The organism is Arthrobacter sp. 05T423 (assembly GCF_056396245.1).
In genome coordinates, this window is sequence record NZ_JBFTLC010000043.1 from 1 (window position 1) to 16,389 (window position 16,389).

Annotated in this window: 14 protein-coding genes; 5 read left to right on the top strand and 9 right to left on the bottom strand. The window is 67.8% G+C overall.

All coding sequences use genetic code 11. From position 1 onward, the window contains the following. Window positions 1-11: 11 nt before the first annotated feature. Window positions 12-146: a multicopper oxidase domain-containing protein gene (locus AC1DFE_RS21805; RefSeq protein WP_476907977.1), complete on the top strand. Its 135-nt coding sequence runs from the start codon at window positions 12-14 to the stop codon at window positions 144-146. A gap of 73 nt (window positions 147-219) precedes the next feature. Here AC1DFE_RS21805 and paaK read toward each other — a convergent pair whose 3' ends face one another. From paaK to AC1DFE_RS21820, 3 genes are read right to left on the bottom strand one after another with little or no spacing between them, the layout of a single operon-like run. Further along, window positions 220-1,590 carry a phenylacetate--CoA ligase PaaK gene (gene paaK / locus AC1DFE_RS21810; RefSeq protein WP_476907941.1) on the bottom strand — a complete coding sequence of 457 codons (1,371 nt, stop codon included), beginning with the start codon at window positions 1,588-1,590 and terminating at the stop codon, window positions 220-222. A gap of 10 nt (window positions 1,591-1,600) precedes the next feature. Continuing rightward, a complete protein-coding gene (locus AC1DFE_RS21815) occupies window positions 1,601-2,056 on the bottom strand; it encodes a hotdog fold thioesterase (RefSeq protein WP_476907942.1) in 456 nt (151 codons plus the stop codon). Between the two features lie 36 nt (window positions 2,057-2,092). Further along, the gene (locus tag AC1DFE_RS21820; RefSeq protein WP_476907943.1) at window positions 2,093-3,043 is read right to left on the bottom strand and encodes a lysostaphin resistance A-like protein; all 951 of its coding nucleotides are present in this window, start codon (window positions 3,041-3,043) and stop codon (window positions 2,093-2,095) included. 342 nt (window positions 3,044-3,385) lie between these two features. Here AC1DFE_RS21820 and pta point away from each other — a divergent pair, with 342 nt between their 5' ends. Further along, window positions 3,386-5,503, top strand: coding sequence for a phosphate acetyltransferase (gene pta, locus AC1DFE_RS21825; RefSeq protein ID WP_476907944.1), 2,118 nt, complete (start codon window positions 3,386-3,388; stop codon window positions 5,501-5,503). Between the two features lie 8 nt (window positions 5,504-5,511). Further along, window positions 5,512-6,669, top strand: coding sequence for an acetate kinase (locus AC1DFE_RS21830; RefSeq protein ID WP_476907945.1), 1,158 nt, complete (start codon window positions 5,512-5,514; stop codon window positions 6,667-6,669). A 172-nt stretch (window positions 6,670-6,841) separates the two neighbouring features. On the opposite strand, the gene AC1DFE_RS21835 is transcribed toward AC1DFE_RS21830, so the two are convergent. From AC1DFE_RS21835 to AC1DFE_RS21845, 3 genes are read right to left on the bottom strand one after another with little or no spacing between them, the layout of a single operon-like run. Next, window positions 6,842-8,377, bottom strand: a complete 1,536-nt coding sequence (locus AC1DFE_RS21835) for a putative bifunctional diguanylate cyclase/phosphodiesterase (RefSeq protein ID WP_476907978.1) — start codon at window positions 8,375-8,377, stop codon at window positions 6,842-6,844. Beyond that, window positions 8,367-8,798 (bottom strand): DUF7793 family protein, encoded by a 432-nt coding sequence (locus AC1DFE_RS21840; RefSeq protein ID WP_476907946.1) that lies wholly within the window; start codon window positions 8,796-8,798, stop codon window positions 8,367-8,369. The genes AC1DFE_RS21835 and AC1DFE_RS21840 overlap by 11 nt, the downstream gene beginning before the upstream one ends. Continuing rightward, window positions 8,799-9,866 carry a tetratricopeptide repeat protein gene (locus tag AC1DFE_RS21845; protein ID WP_476907947.1) on the bottom strand — a complete coding sequence of 356 codons (1,068 nt, stop codon included), beginning with the start codon at window positions 9,864-9,866 and terminating at the stop codon, window positions 8,799-8,801. It lies immediately after the preceding gene. Window positions 9,867-10,078: 212 nt separating this feature from the next. Between AC1DFE_RS21845 and AC1DFE_RS21850 the strand changes: the two genes are divergently transcribed. Continuing rightward, the gene (locus AC1DFE_RS21850) at window positions 10,079-10,240 is read left to right on the top strand and encodes a hypothetical protein (RefSeq protein ID WP_476907948.1); all 162 of its coding nucleotides are present in this window, start codon (window positions 10,079-10,081) and stop codon (window positions 10,238-10,240) included. A gap of 141 nt (window positions 10,241-10,381) precedes the next feature. On the opposite strand, the gene AC1DFE_RS21855 is transcribed toward AC1DFE_RS21850, so the two are convergent. Continuing rightward, window positions 10,382-12,088, bottom strand: coding sequence for an ATP-binding response regulator (locus AC1DFE_RS21855; protein WP_476907949.1), 1,707 nt, complete (start codon window positions 12,086-12,088; stop codon window positions 10,382-10,384). A 135-nt stretch (window positions 12,089-12,223) separates the two neighbouring features. On the opposite strand from AC1DFE_RS21855, the gene AC1DFE_RS21860 reads away from it, so the two are divergent. Continuing rightward, the gene (locus AC1DFE_RS21860; protein WP_476907950.1) at window positions 12,224-12,598 is read left to right on the top strand and encodes a SpoIIAA family protein; all 375 of its coding nucleotides are present in this window, start codon (window positions 12,224-12,226) and stop codon (window positions 12,596-12,598) included. 35 nt (window positions 12,599-12,633) lie between these two features. On the opposite strand, the gene AC1DFE_RS21865 is transcribed toward AC1DFE_RS21860, so the two are convergent. Continuing rightward, entirely contained in the window at window positions 12,634-13,440 is an 807-nt protein-coding gene (locus AC1DFE_RS21865) for a class I SAM-dependent methyltransferase (RefSeq protein ID WP_476907951.1), read from the bottom strand. A gap of 277 nt (window positions 13,441-13,717) precedes the next feature. After that, window positions 13,718-16,387 carry a DNA polymerase III subunit gamma/tau domain-containing protein gene (locus tag AC1DFE_RS21870; RefSeq protein WP_476907952.1) on the bottom strand — a complete coding sequence of 890 codons (2,670 nt, stop codon included), beginning with the start codon at window positions 16,385-16,387 and terminating at the stop codon, window positions 13,718-13,720. Window positions 16,388-16,389: the final 2 nt, after the last annotated feature.

Consider the following 16,389-nt stretch of genomic DNA (forward strand, 5'->3'; position numbering starts at 1 on the left):
GTGAGGATCTGGTGGCCCTGGATCCTGGCGAGTCGACCATCATCTACCGCGGCTTCCGTGACTTCGTCGGACCCTACGTGGCACACTGCCACAACCTGGCACACGAGGACCACGCCATGATGTTCGGCTGGGAGATCACGCCATGACAGTCCGTTGAAGCCGGCGGCCGGGACCCGCCGGCGGGCGGGTCCCGGCGTACCAAGTCCGGTGGCCGAAGACCTACCCCTTCGGCCGCATGTCGTAGATCCGGCGCAACTTGCCGTTGGAGCGCTCGAGCGACCCTGGATCCACCACGTTCACGGTGCACGAAGAACCCACATGGATCTTGATCTGCTCGCGCAGGGTGCGGGCCGCCGTCGTGCTGTCCTCGGACGTGACGTTGTCACGGCGCTCGATTTTCACGGTCAGCTGGTCCATGCGTTGGCCCTCGGGCCGGGTGAGCTCAAGCTGGAAGTGCGGGCTGAGCTCGGGGATGCGCAGGGCGATTTCCTCGATCTGGGACGGGAAGAGGTTCACGCCTCGGAGGATGATCATGTCGTCGCTGCGGCCGGTGATGCGGCCCATCCGGCGGTGTGCCGGGCGGGCGGTGCCTGGGAGCAGCCGCGTGAGGTCCTTGGTGCGGTAGCGGATGATCGGCAGGGCTTCCTTGGTGAGCGAGGTGAAGACCAGCTCGCCGTGTTCCCCGTCGCCCAGCACGTTTTCCTTGCCCGGAGCCGGGTTGAAAGGATCGATGATTTCCGGGCGGAAGTGGTCCTCCCAGATGTGGCTGCCGTCCTGGGTCTCCACGCATTCGCCCGCGACGCCGGGTCCCATGACTTCGGAGAGGCCGTAGATGTCGCAGGCCTTGATGTTCATGGTCACCTCAAGCTCGTGGCGCATCTCCTGCGTCCACGGCTCGGCCCCGAGCACCGCGTACTTCAGCGAGGTGGACGTGGGGTCGATACCCATGTGGGCCATGGCGTCCGCGATGGTGAGCAGGTAGGTGGGAGTGGCCAGGATGGCGTCCGGTTTAAAGTCCTGGATCATCTGGATCTGGCGTTCGGTCTGCCCGCCGGACATGGGAATGACCGTGCAGCCGAGGGCCTCGGCGCCGGCGTGGGCACCCAGCCCGCCGGTGAACAGGCCGTAGCCGTAGGCGTTGTGCACCTTCATTCCGGGGCGGACGCCCGACGCGCGAAGGCAGCGGGCCACCAGTTTGGCCCAGTCGGCCAGGTCCTGCTTGGTGTAGCCGACGACGGTGGGCCGGCCCGTGGTGCCGGAGCTGGCGTGCACGCGGGCCACCTCGCTCTGCGGGACGGCGAACATGCCGAACGGGTACTCCTGGCGCAGGTCCTCCTTGGTAGTGAAGGGGAAGTTGCCGAGATCGGCGAGTTCGCGCAGGTCCGAGGGGTGGATGCCGGCGTCGTCGAACTTGCGCTTGTACAGCGGAACCCGGTCGTAGGCGTATGCAACGGTGTGCTGGAGCCGGCTGAGCTGGAGCGCCTCCAGCTCGTCCCGGGACATGGTCTCCTCGGGGTCCAGCACGGCGTCGGCTGGCTGCACGGCGTCGGCGGGCGCGGCGACGGTGGGTTCGGGGGCGTGGAGGGTCATGGTCTGCTTCCTACTTCTTGGGGATAGTACGGCTGCGTCCGCGGAACTCTGCAATGAGTTCGCCCGGCTTGACGGGACTGACCTCAGCACCTGGATCGGCAGCGAAGATCTGGATGTCATAAAGGCCGCTGCGGCCCGCGCTGGAGCGGCGGTCGGCGACGGCGGTGATCACCTGGCCCTGGTAGGCCGGCTTGAGGAAGTTGATGTCGACGCCGGCAGCAACGGTGATGCTGTCTGGGTCAGCGGGGGACGCCGGGTTGCAGGCGAGGGCGAATGCGGAGTCCGCGAAGGCGAAGATCATTCCGCCGTGGGCCATGCCGAAACCGTTGAGCATTTCCTGCCGGAGGGTCATCCGGATCGTTGCGTGGCCGTCGCTGAGGGTGAGGACTTCTATGCCCATCCACTCCGAGGCGTAGTCGTTCTCAAGGATGTGGTGGGCCACACCGGGGATTGCCATTTCAGCCATGCGTCGTTGCCTCCAGCTTTATTTACCGAATGTTCATTAGGTAATCCCATGGAGGGGGGTCGTGTCAAGGGTGCGGGCCAGCCGGAGGGGTCCTGCGACGGCGATGACCACCAGCGCCGCCAGCACGTGAAGCAGTGCCACGGTCCACCAGAGAGTGAGGTAGTCGGGCCCCAGCAAGGCAGGGAAGATCAGGGCGCCGGAGGTGTTGAATGCGCCATGGAAGACCATGCAGACGGGCACGCTGCCGCTGCTGTTGTATAGCCACGCCAGCAGCACGGACTGCGCGAGGACCATCAGCAGGAACGGCAGCGGCGGCCGCTGACCGGTGGGATCGGACAGCAGCTCGGGCAGGTGCCATGCCGCCCAGGCCAGCCCGAGGAGCAGCGCCGCAGACAGCGCCGGGCGGTTCTGCTGCAGGAGCGGAAGGGCGTAGCCGCGCCAGCCCAGCTCCTCGAAGAGGCCCACGGTCACCAGGGTGAAGGCAAACGTGCCGAGCAGCATGAACCAGCCCGGGTTCGGCCCAAGCTCCGGGGCGGGGGCTCCACCGGAGACCGTGAGGCCGGCCGAGACCGCCACCACCAGGCACGGCAGTCCCACTGCGGCAACGTACCAGCGGCCGGCAACCCGCCACCGGACAAGTTGCTGCAGGATCCGGAGCAGCTCGGCCTTCCCGCCTGCGAGGAAGGCGGTGATGGCCGCGGCCACGGCCGGCCCAGACGGTATCAGGAGCGAGCTGTTCGGGTTGAGGAGGGTCAGCGGCCGCACCAGCCAGGAAATGGCGAAGGCCAGGACGAAGAACAGCGTGAGCCGGTGGGCGGCCGGCCAGGCTACGGCCGCGCGCCGCCCTTGGTTTCCGCGCCCGGTTCCGCGCCGCCCCGGGCTTCCGCGCCCCGCCGCATCCTTGCGGGCTCGACGGCGGCCTCCGCCGTGCGCAGGCAACGGCCGGCCAGCGGGGGAGGGCTGCTCAGCGGGCAACGGCCGAACCATGGCCCGCCTCGCGCGCGAAGATCAGCAGCACGCCCCATGGAGCGGCGGATGGGGCGGAAGCATGGCCAGCGGGGTTCATCGGGACCACCATCGTTGAGGACGATGCAGCTCGTTGCTGTTCAATACCTTGCTGCGGATGGCCCGGTTCCGGGGCGCTGGCCCACTCCGGGTCCGGGACGGCGAATGTGCGCCGACGTGGCAATCAACACCATTGTGTGCTCCCGGAAGCGCGGCAACAAGTGAAAGTATGGGGGAGGACGGGCTACGGGCCTGTCCAGTCAGCACACCGGCGCGTCCAATGCAGCACGTTCCACGCAGGAGCTTCCAACCAGAGGACAGATCATGGCCAAAGGGATATATGTCAGCGCGACCACTCCTGGATCGGGGAAGTCGCTCATAGCGCTGGGCCTGGCGGACACGCTCCACCGGCACGCGGACCGGATCGGGTTCTTCAAGCCGGTGGTCCACGGCGACGACGCCGGTGCAGATCCCATGGTGGCGCTCATGAAGTCCCGCTTTGACCTCGACGACCAGCGCTGCCGCGGCGGGCTGACGTTCACCGAGGTCCGCGGCATGCTCGCCGAGGGCCGGCGCGAGGACATCGACTCCCGCTGTGTGGAGATCTTCGCCGAGATGGGCCGGCACTGCGACGTGATCATTGTGGAAGGTACCGACCTCACCGGCCATGACGCCGCCGTCGAATTCGACCTCAACGCCCGCCTCGCCAACAACCTTGCCGCCCCCGTCGTGGCGGTGGTGGGCGCCAAGGCCCGAAGCGTCGCGGAGGCGGCGGCCGCCGTCGACGTCGCCCGCAAGGAACTGGCCGCGGAGAAGTGCTCTCTCCTGGCCATGATGGTGAACCGCGCCGACCCGGAGGCCGTGGACGCGATCATTGCCGCCGTGAAGCCCGGTGCGTCCGGCCGGCCGGTGTACGTGTTCCCGGAGCTGGAGGACATCGCCCGGCCCACCACCGGGGAGGTGGCCGCGGCGCTGGCGCTGCGGCAGATCGCCGGCCGCGCGGACATGGAGCGGGACGTCCGTGACGTCAAGGTCGCCGCCATGAACGTGGGCAACTTCCTGAACGTACTCGACGACGGCGCGCTGGTGATCGTGCCGGGCGACCGGGCGGACGTGATGGTGGCCTGCCTGGCGTCGTCGTTCTCGCCCGAGTTCCCGGTGCCGTCCGGGCTCATCCTCACCGGCGGCCTGGCCCCGGACGCCAACATCTACCCGCTGCTCGCCTCCGCCCCGTTCCCGGTGTTCGCCACGCCGGACGACACCTACACCACGGCCAGGCGTGTCTCCGAGGTCCGCAGCGAAATCTGGAGCGGCCACCGCCGCAAGGTGGCGTCCGCGCTGGGGCTTTGGTCCCGGCAGGTGGACGAGGCCGAGATGCTTGAACGCCTGCACCTGCCCCGCGCCGAGCGGATGACCCCGCTACGGTTCCTGCACGACCTCATCGAACGGGCCCGCTCGCAGCGCCGCCACATCGTGCTGCCGGAGGGCAAGGACGTACGGATCCTGAAGGCCGCGGAGATCCTGCACCGCCGGGATGTCTGCGACCTGACTCTGCTGGGCCGCGAGGCCGACGTCCGGGAACTCGCCGCCAGCCGGGGCATCGACCTGGCGGGCATCAACATCGTGGACCCCGCCACCTCCGAGCTGCGCCAGGACTTCGCCGCCAGGTACGCCGAGCTGCGGGCCCACAAGGGCGTGGACCTGGCGCGGGCGCTGGAGGTCATGCAGGATGAAAGCTATTTCGGCACCATGATGGTCCAGTTGGGTGTGGTGGACGGCATGGTCTCCGGCGCCGCGCACACCACAGCCCACACCATCCGGCCGGCCCTGGAGTTCGTGAAGACCCGGCAGGGCGTGAAGATCGTCTCGTCGGTGTTCCTCATGCTCATGCCGGACCGCGTGCTCGTATACGGTGACTGCGCGGTGAACCCGGACCCTAACGTGGAGCAGCTCGCGGACATCGCCGTGGCCTCGGCGGAGACGGCTTCCCAGTTCGGCGTGGAGCCCCGGGTTGCCATGCTGTCCTACTCCACCGGCGGCTCCGGCTCGGGCGAGGCCGTGGAGGAAGTCCGGCAGGCCACCGACCTGGTCCGTGAACGCCGCCCGGACCTCGCCGTCGAAGGCCCCATCCAGTACGACGCCGCCGTGGACGCCTCCATCGCCGAGTCCAAGATGCCCGGCTCGTCCGTGGCCGGGCAGGCGACGGTGTTCATCTTCCCGGACCTGAACACCGGCAACAACACGTACAAGGCGGTGCAGCAGAGTTCGGGAGCGGTCGCCGTCGGGCCTGTCCTGCAGGGGCTGCGCAAGCCCGTCAATGATCTCTCCCGCGGTTGCACCGTGGAGGACATCGTGAACACGGTGGCCATCACCGCCATCCAGGCGCAGACCGCGGTGCCCGGCATTTCAGAACCGTCCGCCGTTTCAGCAGCCAAGGCTTAGGAGGCCCCATGCTCGTGCTCGTCATCAACTCCGGCTCGTCTTCGCTCAAGTACCAGGTGCGCGACGTCGCCGAGGGAAGCGTCCTCACCGAAGGGCTGATCGAGCGGATCGGCGTGTCCAACGGCGGCCAGGGCGACGGCGAGGTGGTGGGCCCGGCGGACCACGCCGAGGCCCTCGAGCAGGTGGACGCGGCCATCCACGAGGTGCTGGGGGACCGGCAGCTGGACGCGGTGGGGCACCGGGTGGTCCATGGCGGCGAGCGGTTCGGCGAGCCCGTGCTGATCGACAACGAGATTACCCGCGCCATCGAACGGCTCAACCCGCTGGCGCCGCTGCACAACCCCGCTAACGTGCTGGGCATCCGCGCCATCACGAAGAAGTGGCCGGACATGCCGCAGGTGGCCGTGTTCGACACCGCCTTCCACCGCAGCCTGCCGGAGCACGCCTGGCGCTACGCCGTTCCCGAAGAGCTCTACACCAACCACGGGATCCGCCGCTACGGCTTCCACGGCACCTCGCACGAATACGTCACCAACCGTGCGGCCGCGCTGCTGGACATCCCCGTGGAGGAGTTCGACGGCGTCATCGCCCACCTCGGCAACGGCGCCTCCGTCACGGCGATCCGTGGCGGCAGGTCCGTGGACACCTCGATGGGCTTCACGCCGCTGGAGGGCCTGGTCATGGGCACCCGCTCCGGCGACCTGGACCCGTCCATCCTCGTGTTCCTGGCCCGCACCGGCTGGAACGCCGAGGACCTCGATTCGATGCTGAACCGTGAATCGGGGCTGAAGGGCCTCGCCGGCAACAACGACATGCGCACGGTGGTGGAGGCGGCCGAGTCCGGCAACGCGCGTGCTGCCACCGCCCTGGCGGTCACGTCCTACCGGCTGGCCAAATACATTGGCGGCTACCACGTGGCCGTCGGCGGGGCCAAGGCGCTGGTGTTCACTGCCGGGATCGGCGAGAACTCGCACCAGTTCCGTGCCCTGGTGGGGGACAAGCTGGCGGCGCTGGGCATCGAGCTCGACGCCGCGCTGAACAGTGAGCGGTCCAAGGAACCCCGCGTGATTTCCACCGAAGGCTCCGCCATCCCCGTGCTCGTGGTCCCCACGGACGAGGAACGCGCCATCGCCGAGGCCACGGCAGCGGTCGTCAGGGCTCGTTGAGGTGGGCGCGGGTTGGCGGATACTGGCTGGCCCGCCCTGCCGACGTCGTTTCGCCAAAAGTGGCCGCAGAGTGAGGGGCTTAGGCGGCCGTTTTTGGTAAATCGGCGGCGAGGCGCGGAGTTAGGCGGCCGTTTTTGGTAAGTCGGCGGCAGCGAAGAACATTCGGCGGCACTCAGCCTGGCCAGACGTCCTGCCAGGCCAGGCGTTCCGTGAACTCGGCCGCGGGGAGGGGGCGGCTGAAGTAGTAGCCCTGCCCGCTGATGCAGCCTGTGTTCCGCAGGTGCTCGGCCTGCTCCGCGTTTTCGACGCCCTCCCACACGGCCTCGAGCCCGCAGGCGCGGATGAGCTGCAGGATAGCCGCGATCAGGTCCGGCTGCGCGGGGTCGCTGCCCAGGGCGGTGAGCAATGTCCGGTCAACCTTGACCCGGTCCACGGGCAGTCGCCGCAGGTAGCTGATGGACGAATACCCTGTGCCGAAGTCGTCGATCTCCAGGCCCACACCGAGCTTCCGCAGGCTGGCCAACGTGTAGCGGTCGAGCTCGTTGCCCTTGATGATGTCGCTCTCCGTGAGCTCCAGGACGAGGAGTGCCGGCTCGAGGTTCGCGGCGGTGAGTGAATCCCGGACGTCCTCGATGAATTCGAGCCGCTGCAGGTCCGCGGCCGAGACGTTGATCCGCATGTCGAAGTTGTGCCGGCTGGTTTCCGGGGAATTCCGCCACCGACGGAGCTGCTCAACGGCGTTCCTGAGCACCCAGTTGCCGAGCTCCGAAATGAGCCCAGTCTCCTCGGCGATGGGAATGAATTCATCCGGCATGATCAGGCCGCGCTTGGGGTGGTTCCAGCGGACCAGGGCCTCCACACCCTCGATTTTTCCGGAGGCGAGCTCGATGACCGGCTGGTAGTACAGCACCAGTTGGGAGGTGGCGATGGCCTCGCGCAGTTCGCCAACGAGCTGGTTGCGCAGCTGCCGGGCATGCAGCATGGCGGGCTCGAACACCCGCAGTTTGTTGCGGGCGTCGGCCTTGGAGGCGTACATCGCGATGTCCGCCTCCATGAGAAGCTCCTCGGAGGTCTCGCCGGGGTCGGCAATCCTCAGGCCCAGGCTCGCGCCGCAGCGGACGGCCTTGCCGTCCACCTCAAAGGTTCCGTTGAGGGAATCGAGTATCCGGTTTCCGACGGCGGCCGCCTTGGCAGGGGTGGTGGCGGGCAGCAGGACGGCGAACTCGTCGCCGCCGAGCCGGGCCACCATGTCGCCGTCGCGCACGCAGGACCGGATCCGCGTGCCCACGGTGGCCAGCACCTGGTCGCCCATGGAGTGGCCTAGGGAATCGTTGATGCTCTTGAAGGCGTCCAGGTCCAGCAGCAGCAGCGCCGGCGGCAGCCCGCCGTCGGCCGCTTCCGACTGGGCTGCATTGACGGCGCTGACCAGCGCCGAGCGGTTGTAGAGGCCCGTCAGCGAATCCGTGAGCGCCATCTGCTGCAGCTCCTTGTGCGCCGCGTTGAGCATCCGCGTGCGCGATTCCACCCGCTCCTCGAGCTCCTGGTAGATGATCTGGAGGTCCTCGGCGAGCAGGTTGGTACCCATGATCACCGCGTCCAGCTCGTCCCTGGCCTCGGAAATTTCAATGCGCGCGTGGAGTTCCCCGGCCGCCAGCCGGACGATGCCATCCAGCAGCTGCCCGAGCCGGGGATCGTCGTTAGAAAACATGGTCAAGGCGGCTCAACCAGTCCAGGGCGTCGGTCTCGGCGGTGAAGTACCGGGCCGGCACCGAACTGAATTCGCCGCCGAGCAGGAAGTGCCCCAGCAGCCTGTCCACGGGGGATTCGCCCAGGATTGCCCAGGCGGACACCGACGGTATGGCGGCGTAGGCGGCCCGCGCCGCGCGGTTTACGGACTTGACCCCGGTCAGTTCAAGTACGACGGCGACCCTCCGGTCTCCGGCCAACTCACCAAGGCGGCTATACAGTTGGCTGGCCGCGGTCTCGTTCAGGTCGGCGCCGCGGGGGAGTACCGCTTTGACGGCGAGGTCAGGCAGCACGGTGAAGCTAACGACAGGCGCGGGAGCCGGCCACACCGACGCCTCCGGCTGCAGCGGTGCGGCACCGGGAAACACTGTCGCTTCTGGCATTTACCCCCCCTGGAGAAATTGCTGTTTGCGCCGGTCCGAAGGCTCCGCTGAGGCGATGAAACCACGGACGGTGGCGCTACGCTCCGGTGCAGCAGCTGTATCGAACAGCGTAGCGGCCTCGTCAAGCATCTGCCGGGATTCTGCTTCGTGTCCCTGCGCCAGCAGCGCCTTGCCCAGGATGAAAGTGGCCTCCGCCGCGGTCTGGGTGGCGAGGATGGGGAACTTGCTCCGAAGCGGCGTCAGGTGGCTGATCGCGGTGTCCATGTCGCCGGTGAGGTAGTACCAGTGGGCGCGGACCAGGGACATCTCCAGGATGTCCCGTTCGCTGCCGCCCACCACATCGGTGGCGAGTTCGGCACGCTCGATGCAGCGCAGCGTGGCGGCGTCGCCCAGCTTGGCCTGCAGGCGCATTTCAGCCGAGGCACGATTGAACCGTGCCCACAGGTCGACGTCCTGCGAGGGGGAAAGCCTGCCGGCGGCCAGGTCGTGGTAGTGGCCGCCTTCATTGACCCGGTTGCTGAGGAACGCGACGTTGCCGATCACCCAGTAAGCCTTGCCGGCCGTGTCCTCATCCACGTGGTCGGTGAGCAGGGACTCGAGGTCCAGGCACTCCTGCCAGGCTTCCTCGTGCCGTCCGCTCTCCGCGAGGGCGGCAATGAGGGCTTGCTGGGCGTGGATGTGCAGGTTGACGTTTTCAAAGTCACCGGCCACGAGCCGGGCCGCGGTGGAAGCGGCGTCCACCGCCTCGGGGAGCCGGCCGAGGCCTTGCAGTGAATGGGCCAGCAGGGTTGCAGCCCGGGCGCCCAGGTCAGGTGCAGAGGCGGCAACGGGATGGGCGGCGAGTTTGGCGGCGAGTTCCTGGCACTCCTGGATGGATCCCTGGTTCCGCAGGCATTCGGCCTGCAGAAAAACCATCTTCCACCAGCGCACGTCGTCGCCGGCTTCCCGCGCCAGTTCGGCGGCCTGCCCGGCTTCGGCGTAGGCGGCGACGTAGTCCCGCCGTTTCCAGCTTTCGCGCGCAGCCAACTCCGCGATCACGAAGGGTGACAAGTCCCGCTGCATAGGCATGCTCCCAATTATCCATAATCCTGCCTCCGGTAGGCCGCGGAGTGAGGCGGAACTCCCCTTGTTACGGCGATTGCAAGACACCACCGGAAAAACATGGCAAATCCTGTGGAATTGACAGGAAATGACTTGACCAAACCTTGATCCGGTGACCGTATACTGTGGCCGTAATGCGTAATTCGGTTCACGGCTACAAACGACGAAGGGGACAGCGGATGAAGAAACTTGCCGCAACACTAGTTATGACGGGCATCCTTGCAGTGGCAGGTTTCGCTGCTCCCGCAAACGCTGCGCCGAAGGAAAAGGACAACACCACCACGTCCTCCACTTCCAAGAGCGAGGTCAACTACGCAACCATCGGTTGGTGGCCCAACTAAGGTTGCAGTAGCTAGCCAGAATTACGAAAAGCCGCCCCGGGCCTGTGTCCGGGGCGGCTTTTCGTTTGGGTTTAAATGGACGACGCCGGTCGGCCGGCTGAGCCAGCCACCAGACACAGCGGCTCAGCTGGCCACAGCGGGTCAGTCAGTTTGCGGGTCGCCGGCCTGGTCGTCGTCGGGCTCTTCTTCGGCGTCCTCCGCCTGGGGGCCGTCGACCGGGAGGTGCACCGACACGGTGGTTCCCTCGCCCAGCACGGAGGCCAGGTCAAGGGAACCGCCGTGGCGCCGCACGATGTCGTGCGCGATGGCCAGGCCCAGCCCGCTTCCCGGGATCGCCGCGGAGGAGGCGTTGGAGGCCCGGAAGAAGCGCGTGAACACCTGGGCGATTTCCTGCTCGGGAATTCCGACGCCGGTGTCCATGACGTCCACGACCGCGCAGGGGTTGCCGGCTTCAGAGGCGGCGGACATGAAGCTGATGCTGATCCGGCCGCCGTTTGGGGTGAACTTGATGGCGTTGGCCACGATGTTGGTGAAGACCTGCTCCAGCTGGGCCTCGTCGGCCTGGACCTTGACGTCCTCGTGCGAGTCGGCGCCTGTGATGGTGACGTTCCGCGAATCGGCGAGCGGGCGCAGCGCTGCCACGACAATGCGCAGGACCTGGCCGAGCTCCACCTGCTTGAGATTCAGGTTTCCGGAGGTGTCCTGCTGGGAGACCGTGAGCATGTCCTCGATCAGCCTCCGCAGGCGGTCGGAGTTCCGCGAGATGACGTCCATCATGGATTCGATGCCCTGGGGAACCGGGCCGCCGGCGCCGTCACGGATCATGTCCAGATAGGCCGTGATGGAGGTGAGCGGTGTGCGGAGCTCGTGGTTGACCGTGGCCAGGAAGTCCGTCTTGGCCTTGTCCAGCTCGCGGAGCTGCTGCAGCACCTGAAGCTGCGCGCTGATCAGGTGGCCCTGGATGAGGCTGTGCGCGAGGTTGCCGGCCACGTGCTGGATGAGGGCGATCTCGGCCCTCGTCCAGTCGCGGGGTCCGTCCACCTGCGCGATCCAGATGATCCCCAGCGCCGACTCGCCCTCTCCCACCGGCAAGGCAACCGAGGCGCGGACGGAGCCCAGGCCGGACCATCTCCGCAGTCCCTCGGCCAGTGCGGCCGACTGGTCCGTCTGGTGATCCGGAACCGCCAAGGCCTCGGCGGCCGACCACAGCGAGGTGGTCTGCTCGCGGGCCAAGTCCTCAAATGCCCCCAGCGTATCCGGCAGCTTGGCCTGTCCAGGCGCGGACCACTGGGCGCTGATCCGGGGGACGCGCGAATCCTGGAACGTGGTGAACCAGACGTGGTCCACGCCGAGGGATTCGCCAAAGCCGCGGACCAAGTGGCCCGCCATCTGCTGCGGGCTGTTGGTGCCGCGGATCGCCGCAGAGACATTGCGGAGGCTCTCGCGCAGGAACTCGGCTTCGGCCCGGATGCGGCGGCGTTCCCTCGCCCGGCCGATCAGGGTCTCCACCCGGTGTGTCAGTTCCACGGGAGTGGCGTCGCGGGAGATGTAGTCGGCTATGCCCCAGGGCTCGAGCTGGGCGAGGTCAAAGTCGCCGGCGAGGTCCACCAGGAGCAGCACCGGCGTGCCTTCCCAGCGGTAGCCGTCCGTCAGCGCTGGATCCAAAAGTACGACGGCGGCACGGTTGCCTTCCAGCTCCCGGGCGAGGGCTCCGGCGTCGGCCGCCTTATGGACGGTGAAACTCGCGCCGGCGAGAACGGACGCAACGGCGTCCAGGCGGGCGGCATCGGTGAGCGCGACCACTGCCTCGCGAGGTGCGGAGGGGTACTCCTCCGGTGCCTGGACCATGTGCCCCCTGTGTAGCAAGTGCCTTTTGAGGCTACCGTGAATTTGGACTCACATTATCAGTAGGCAGGCCGTTGGCATCTTCCCGGAGGGATGTACCTTGATACTTGTCCACGTTAGCCACCGCGGAGGTTTGATTTGAATTCCAACAGCACCGGACGGAATACGCTGTTCAATCTGGAATTGGATGCGGAAGCCCTCTTGCGGCTGACCTGGGCCAGGGGCGCCAGCATCACGGAGGCGGACGCCGAAGCCGCCATGGAGCAGGTCAACGCGCTCTGCGGCCAGAACCGGCACCCCATGCTGGTGGACATGGCCACCACTGCCGATGTGAGCCGCGGGGCCCGCGCCGTGTTCGGCCGGCCCTGCCAGGCCTCACGGATCGCGCTGCTTGGTTCCTCGCCTGTGGACCGCGTGCTCGCCAACTTCATCCTGGGCATCAACAAGCTCCCGTGCCCCACGAGGTTCTTCACGGACCGGGCCGAGGCCGTCTCTTGGCTGAAGGTTCGGTAGCTTTCGGACGCTTTCGGCGGCCCTTTTTGCGTTGTTCAGCGGGCCTGGAGCACGGCGAAATAGCCCGGGATCTGTTCCGGGCGGTCGAGGGATCTCAGAGGGCGGGTTTCGATGGTCACCGCGCCATCTTCCACAACATCCCAGCTCGCCTCGGGGAAAGCCCTCCTGCGCTGCGCGGCGCCGAAGTGGCCGGGCATGGGCAGGCCGCGGATGGCCTTCTCGAGCGGCCCGGGGATGGACTGCAGCGTGGCTCCGAGATGGCTGACGTACTGGACGGGATTGCCGCGGAAGTCGGTCTCGGCCAGGAACACGCGGCCGCCCTTGCCCACCAGTGGGTGCAGTTGCGCGGCCAGGGCTGTCTGGGCCGGTTTCTTGAGCACATGCAGGACGCCCCTGATGAAGATGTTGGCTTCGCCGGAAAAGCCGGCTTTGGCCAAAGCGTCGGCCACGGCGCGGGTCCCCTCGGGTGCCGTCATGTCGGCCGCGATGTAGGAGACCCGCTCCAGCCCCTCGGATTCGGCGGCCGCCCGGGCAACGGCATTGGCTGACACGTCCACCCCCAGAACATGCGGAAAATAGGCGGCAAGCGCACGGCTGAAGACGCCGTTGCCGCAGCCGACATCGACGACCGGAAGGCTTGGGTCCAGTTGCCGCGTCAGGTGCCCCAGATACGCCTGCAGTTCATGGTCGCTGCCGGAATCCCACAGGACGTCGCCGTGCGCTCCGGTGGCCCGGACCCTGCCCCAGTACTGATCCCAGGCCACGCTGGGGTCCTTTGGCGCTTTGGAGGAGAGCTTCACCAGTTTCGGGAGAAGCAGGTATTTCTTAAGCGCCGAGAGCATCGTTCAAATATATGTTGCCCGGGCCACACTTCGGTTCACCCCGGGCTGCGCTTGCTTCATGCCTGGGGACATGGAGCGCTGGCTGCCGTCCTGCCCGGGACGGGTGGCGCCGTCGTTCAGCCCCGGATCCTCGCCCGCCTGCGTCGCTGCGCGGGCGACTTGCCGTCATGCCCGGATCCCCGACCGTTCGAACCATCGGGCCACCGATTTACCAAAAATGGCCGCCTGAGCGGGGTGCAGGCGGCCGTTTTTGGTAATGCGACGATCCAACGGGGCTCTACGGGGCTGCCGGCTCGTGGGTTGGTGACGCGGGTGCCGTGCTGGCGGGGGCTGGAGTCGCGGGGTCCGGCGCAACGCCAGGGGTGGCCGGGGCCGGAACGGTGGGGACCGGCGTCGTATCCGTTCGTGGTGCACCCGCCGTCGCATCTGGCGACGGCGCTCCGGGAGAGTGCACAACTGGAGGCGGCGCACCCGGAGACTGGACATCCGGGGACGGCGTAGCCGGCGAACCCGAGCCGCCGCCGGTGCCGTCACCGGACCGGGTTGATGACGAGGAATCCGGCACCGGGGTACTGGCCCCGTCCTGGGGCTTGGCGCTCGGATCGGTCCGGATGATCTCCATGAGCTGTTCCTTGTAGGCGCTCAACCGTCCCTCGATCTCGGACAGGGGCACGTCCTGCAGAGTGCCTCCGAAGTCGGCGATCTCCTGCCACAGCGCATTGAGCCGGGCCATGCCTCCCTCGCTGAGCGGCCCGTCCAGCGTAAGCACCAGCTGGCTGGCCAGGGCGTACGTCAGGCACCGCACGCAGTTGTAGTTTGCGGCGGCGGACAGGTTCTCGGGAACCACGACGTCTGCCTGGCCCACAATCAGCACCACCTGGAACCCGACGGCCACCGCCGCGCAGTCCGCGCAGCTGGCGAAAGCGTACGCCTCGTTGCGGGTGTCCACGGGTCCGTCCTCGGCCCACACAAGTGCGAACGCGACGTCGTAGGTGACGGAGCCGTCCGTGGTGTTGACCGCGAGTGCCTGGTTGCCGTCCGCTTCCGGAGCCGGGGGCTTGTCGAAGGGGAAGACCCACGACGGCGGCGCCTCGCCGGCGGCTGCCGTGTCCCCGTTCGGTTGGCCTGGGTTTTGGTTCTGGCCCGAGCCCGGCTCGCCCGGCACGGCAGCCGGCGCCGGTCCCGGCCTCGGCACGAGGACCATGCTGAGCTGTGGCTGCTCCCGGGTGGGCAGAACCGCGCCGTCCGGCCACAGCGCCACCGTCTGACCCGTCCGGCCTTCCCGAAGAACACCGTCGGGGCCAGCCATGGCGGGATAAATCACGGCCGTGGCATCGAGGAGTGTCCCGCGTTCGTACGGCTGCACCGGGCGGTAACTGTCGGGCAGAGGCCACCACGCCCACGCCAGCCCTGCGGCGACGGCGACGACCGCCGCCAGAGCCGTTCCACGCTGCAGCGGCTTGCCCCGGGTTTTGGTCCAGAGCCCGGTGACCACCTGCCGCGCCAGCCGGAACAGCATAAGGAAGACGCCCAACACCGGAAGGGCGACGGCGGCAACCGCCAGGACGCGCACAGCACCGTCGGCAAAGTTCCCATCCGCGAAACTGGCGGAAAGCAGGGTCAGCTGGTGCTGCAGGCTCACCCACGCAGTGCCCAGGACCCGTGGGAACGAGACGATCATCATCACCATGCTGACCAGCAGCATTGGGACAGTCACCAGGACCCAGAGCGTAATCACGGCGCGCGCCCACGGCTTGAGGGCCTGCGCTTCGGGTTCGGGCTTGCCCCAGCGCCACGGCAGGAGCCCGAGCAGTGTGGGGCGGATCCGCTGGAAGAGGTCCGGCACGCCCGTGGCATCGGCAAGGATGTGGTACCCGTCGAAGCGGACCAGCGGCAGCAACTGGCGCACCATTTGCAGGATCTGCGTGAGCACCACCAGGAGCAGCGCGTCGAAGCCCGTGGCCCGCCAGGCGCCCATGATGGCGACGGCAACCATGGCGTTGAAGTACAGCCCGCCGGCGTCCGTGCGCAGCCTGCCGCGGCGGCCCAACCGGTAGGAATCTGTGACATCCGTGTAGAAGGCAGGCCAGACGAGGTAGAGCCCGGCACCCATTGCGCCGGGGGTGGCACCGCCGCGGCGGGCGGCGGCGGCATGGCCAAATTCGTGAAAGCCGGCGGACAGGACGGTCACGGCGAAAATCAGCAGGAGCAGCCACGGGTTCGCGAAGGCGTCGTGCGTGGCGGAGGCAAGGCCCTTGACCATCAGCACCCACCAGCACGAGGCCAGGAATCCCGCAGCGACAACGGCCACGATCAGCGGATTGAACAGCACGGCGAACGGGGCTGTCAGCTTCCGGGTGCGCCCGGGGTCCGTGACCGTGTACCTGAACCGCATGCTCAGCAACGGATTCGATTTGCGGACTTCCGGCTGCGACCCGTCCGCCAACTGCAGCAGGCCGAGCGGCAGGAGCTGCCCCTCGATCAGTGTCCGGACGTTGTCTCCGCTGATGAGCCGGCCGGAACGCTGGCTTGCTACGTCGGCGACCTCATCGATATGGCGTGCACCGTCGATGGCCTCCAGGACCTGAAAAAGCAGCCGGGTGAGCTGGATGGTCTGGCCGTCGGCGCGCCGGACCAGCGAGGGGGCCTCCCGGTAGCCGGATCCCTTGGCCTCCCCGATCAGCTGGATTCCCTCGGCCCGTACCGGGACGTCGCCGTCGTATGTGCCAGAGCTTGTAACGACGGAGGCCCGGGAGCCCTGGGCGCGGGACGCGCCCGCCGCCGCGGAAACACCCGCAGGGGTTGTGGGGGACGGGGTTGTGGGGGACGGGGTTGCGCCGGACGCGGCAGGGCCGCCCAGGGCGGAAGCCGCCGTCGGACTGGTGTTAGGGGTGGGGGAGACCGGCGGGCCGTCCACCCCGGACGGCCCGCCGTGTTTGCTGCTCATTC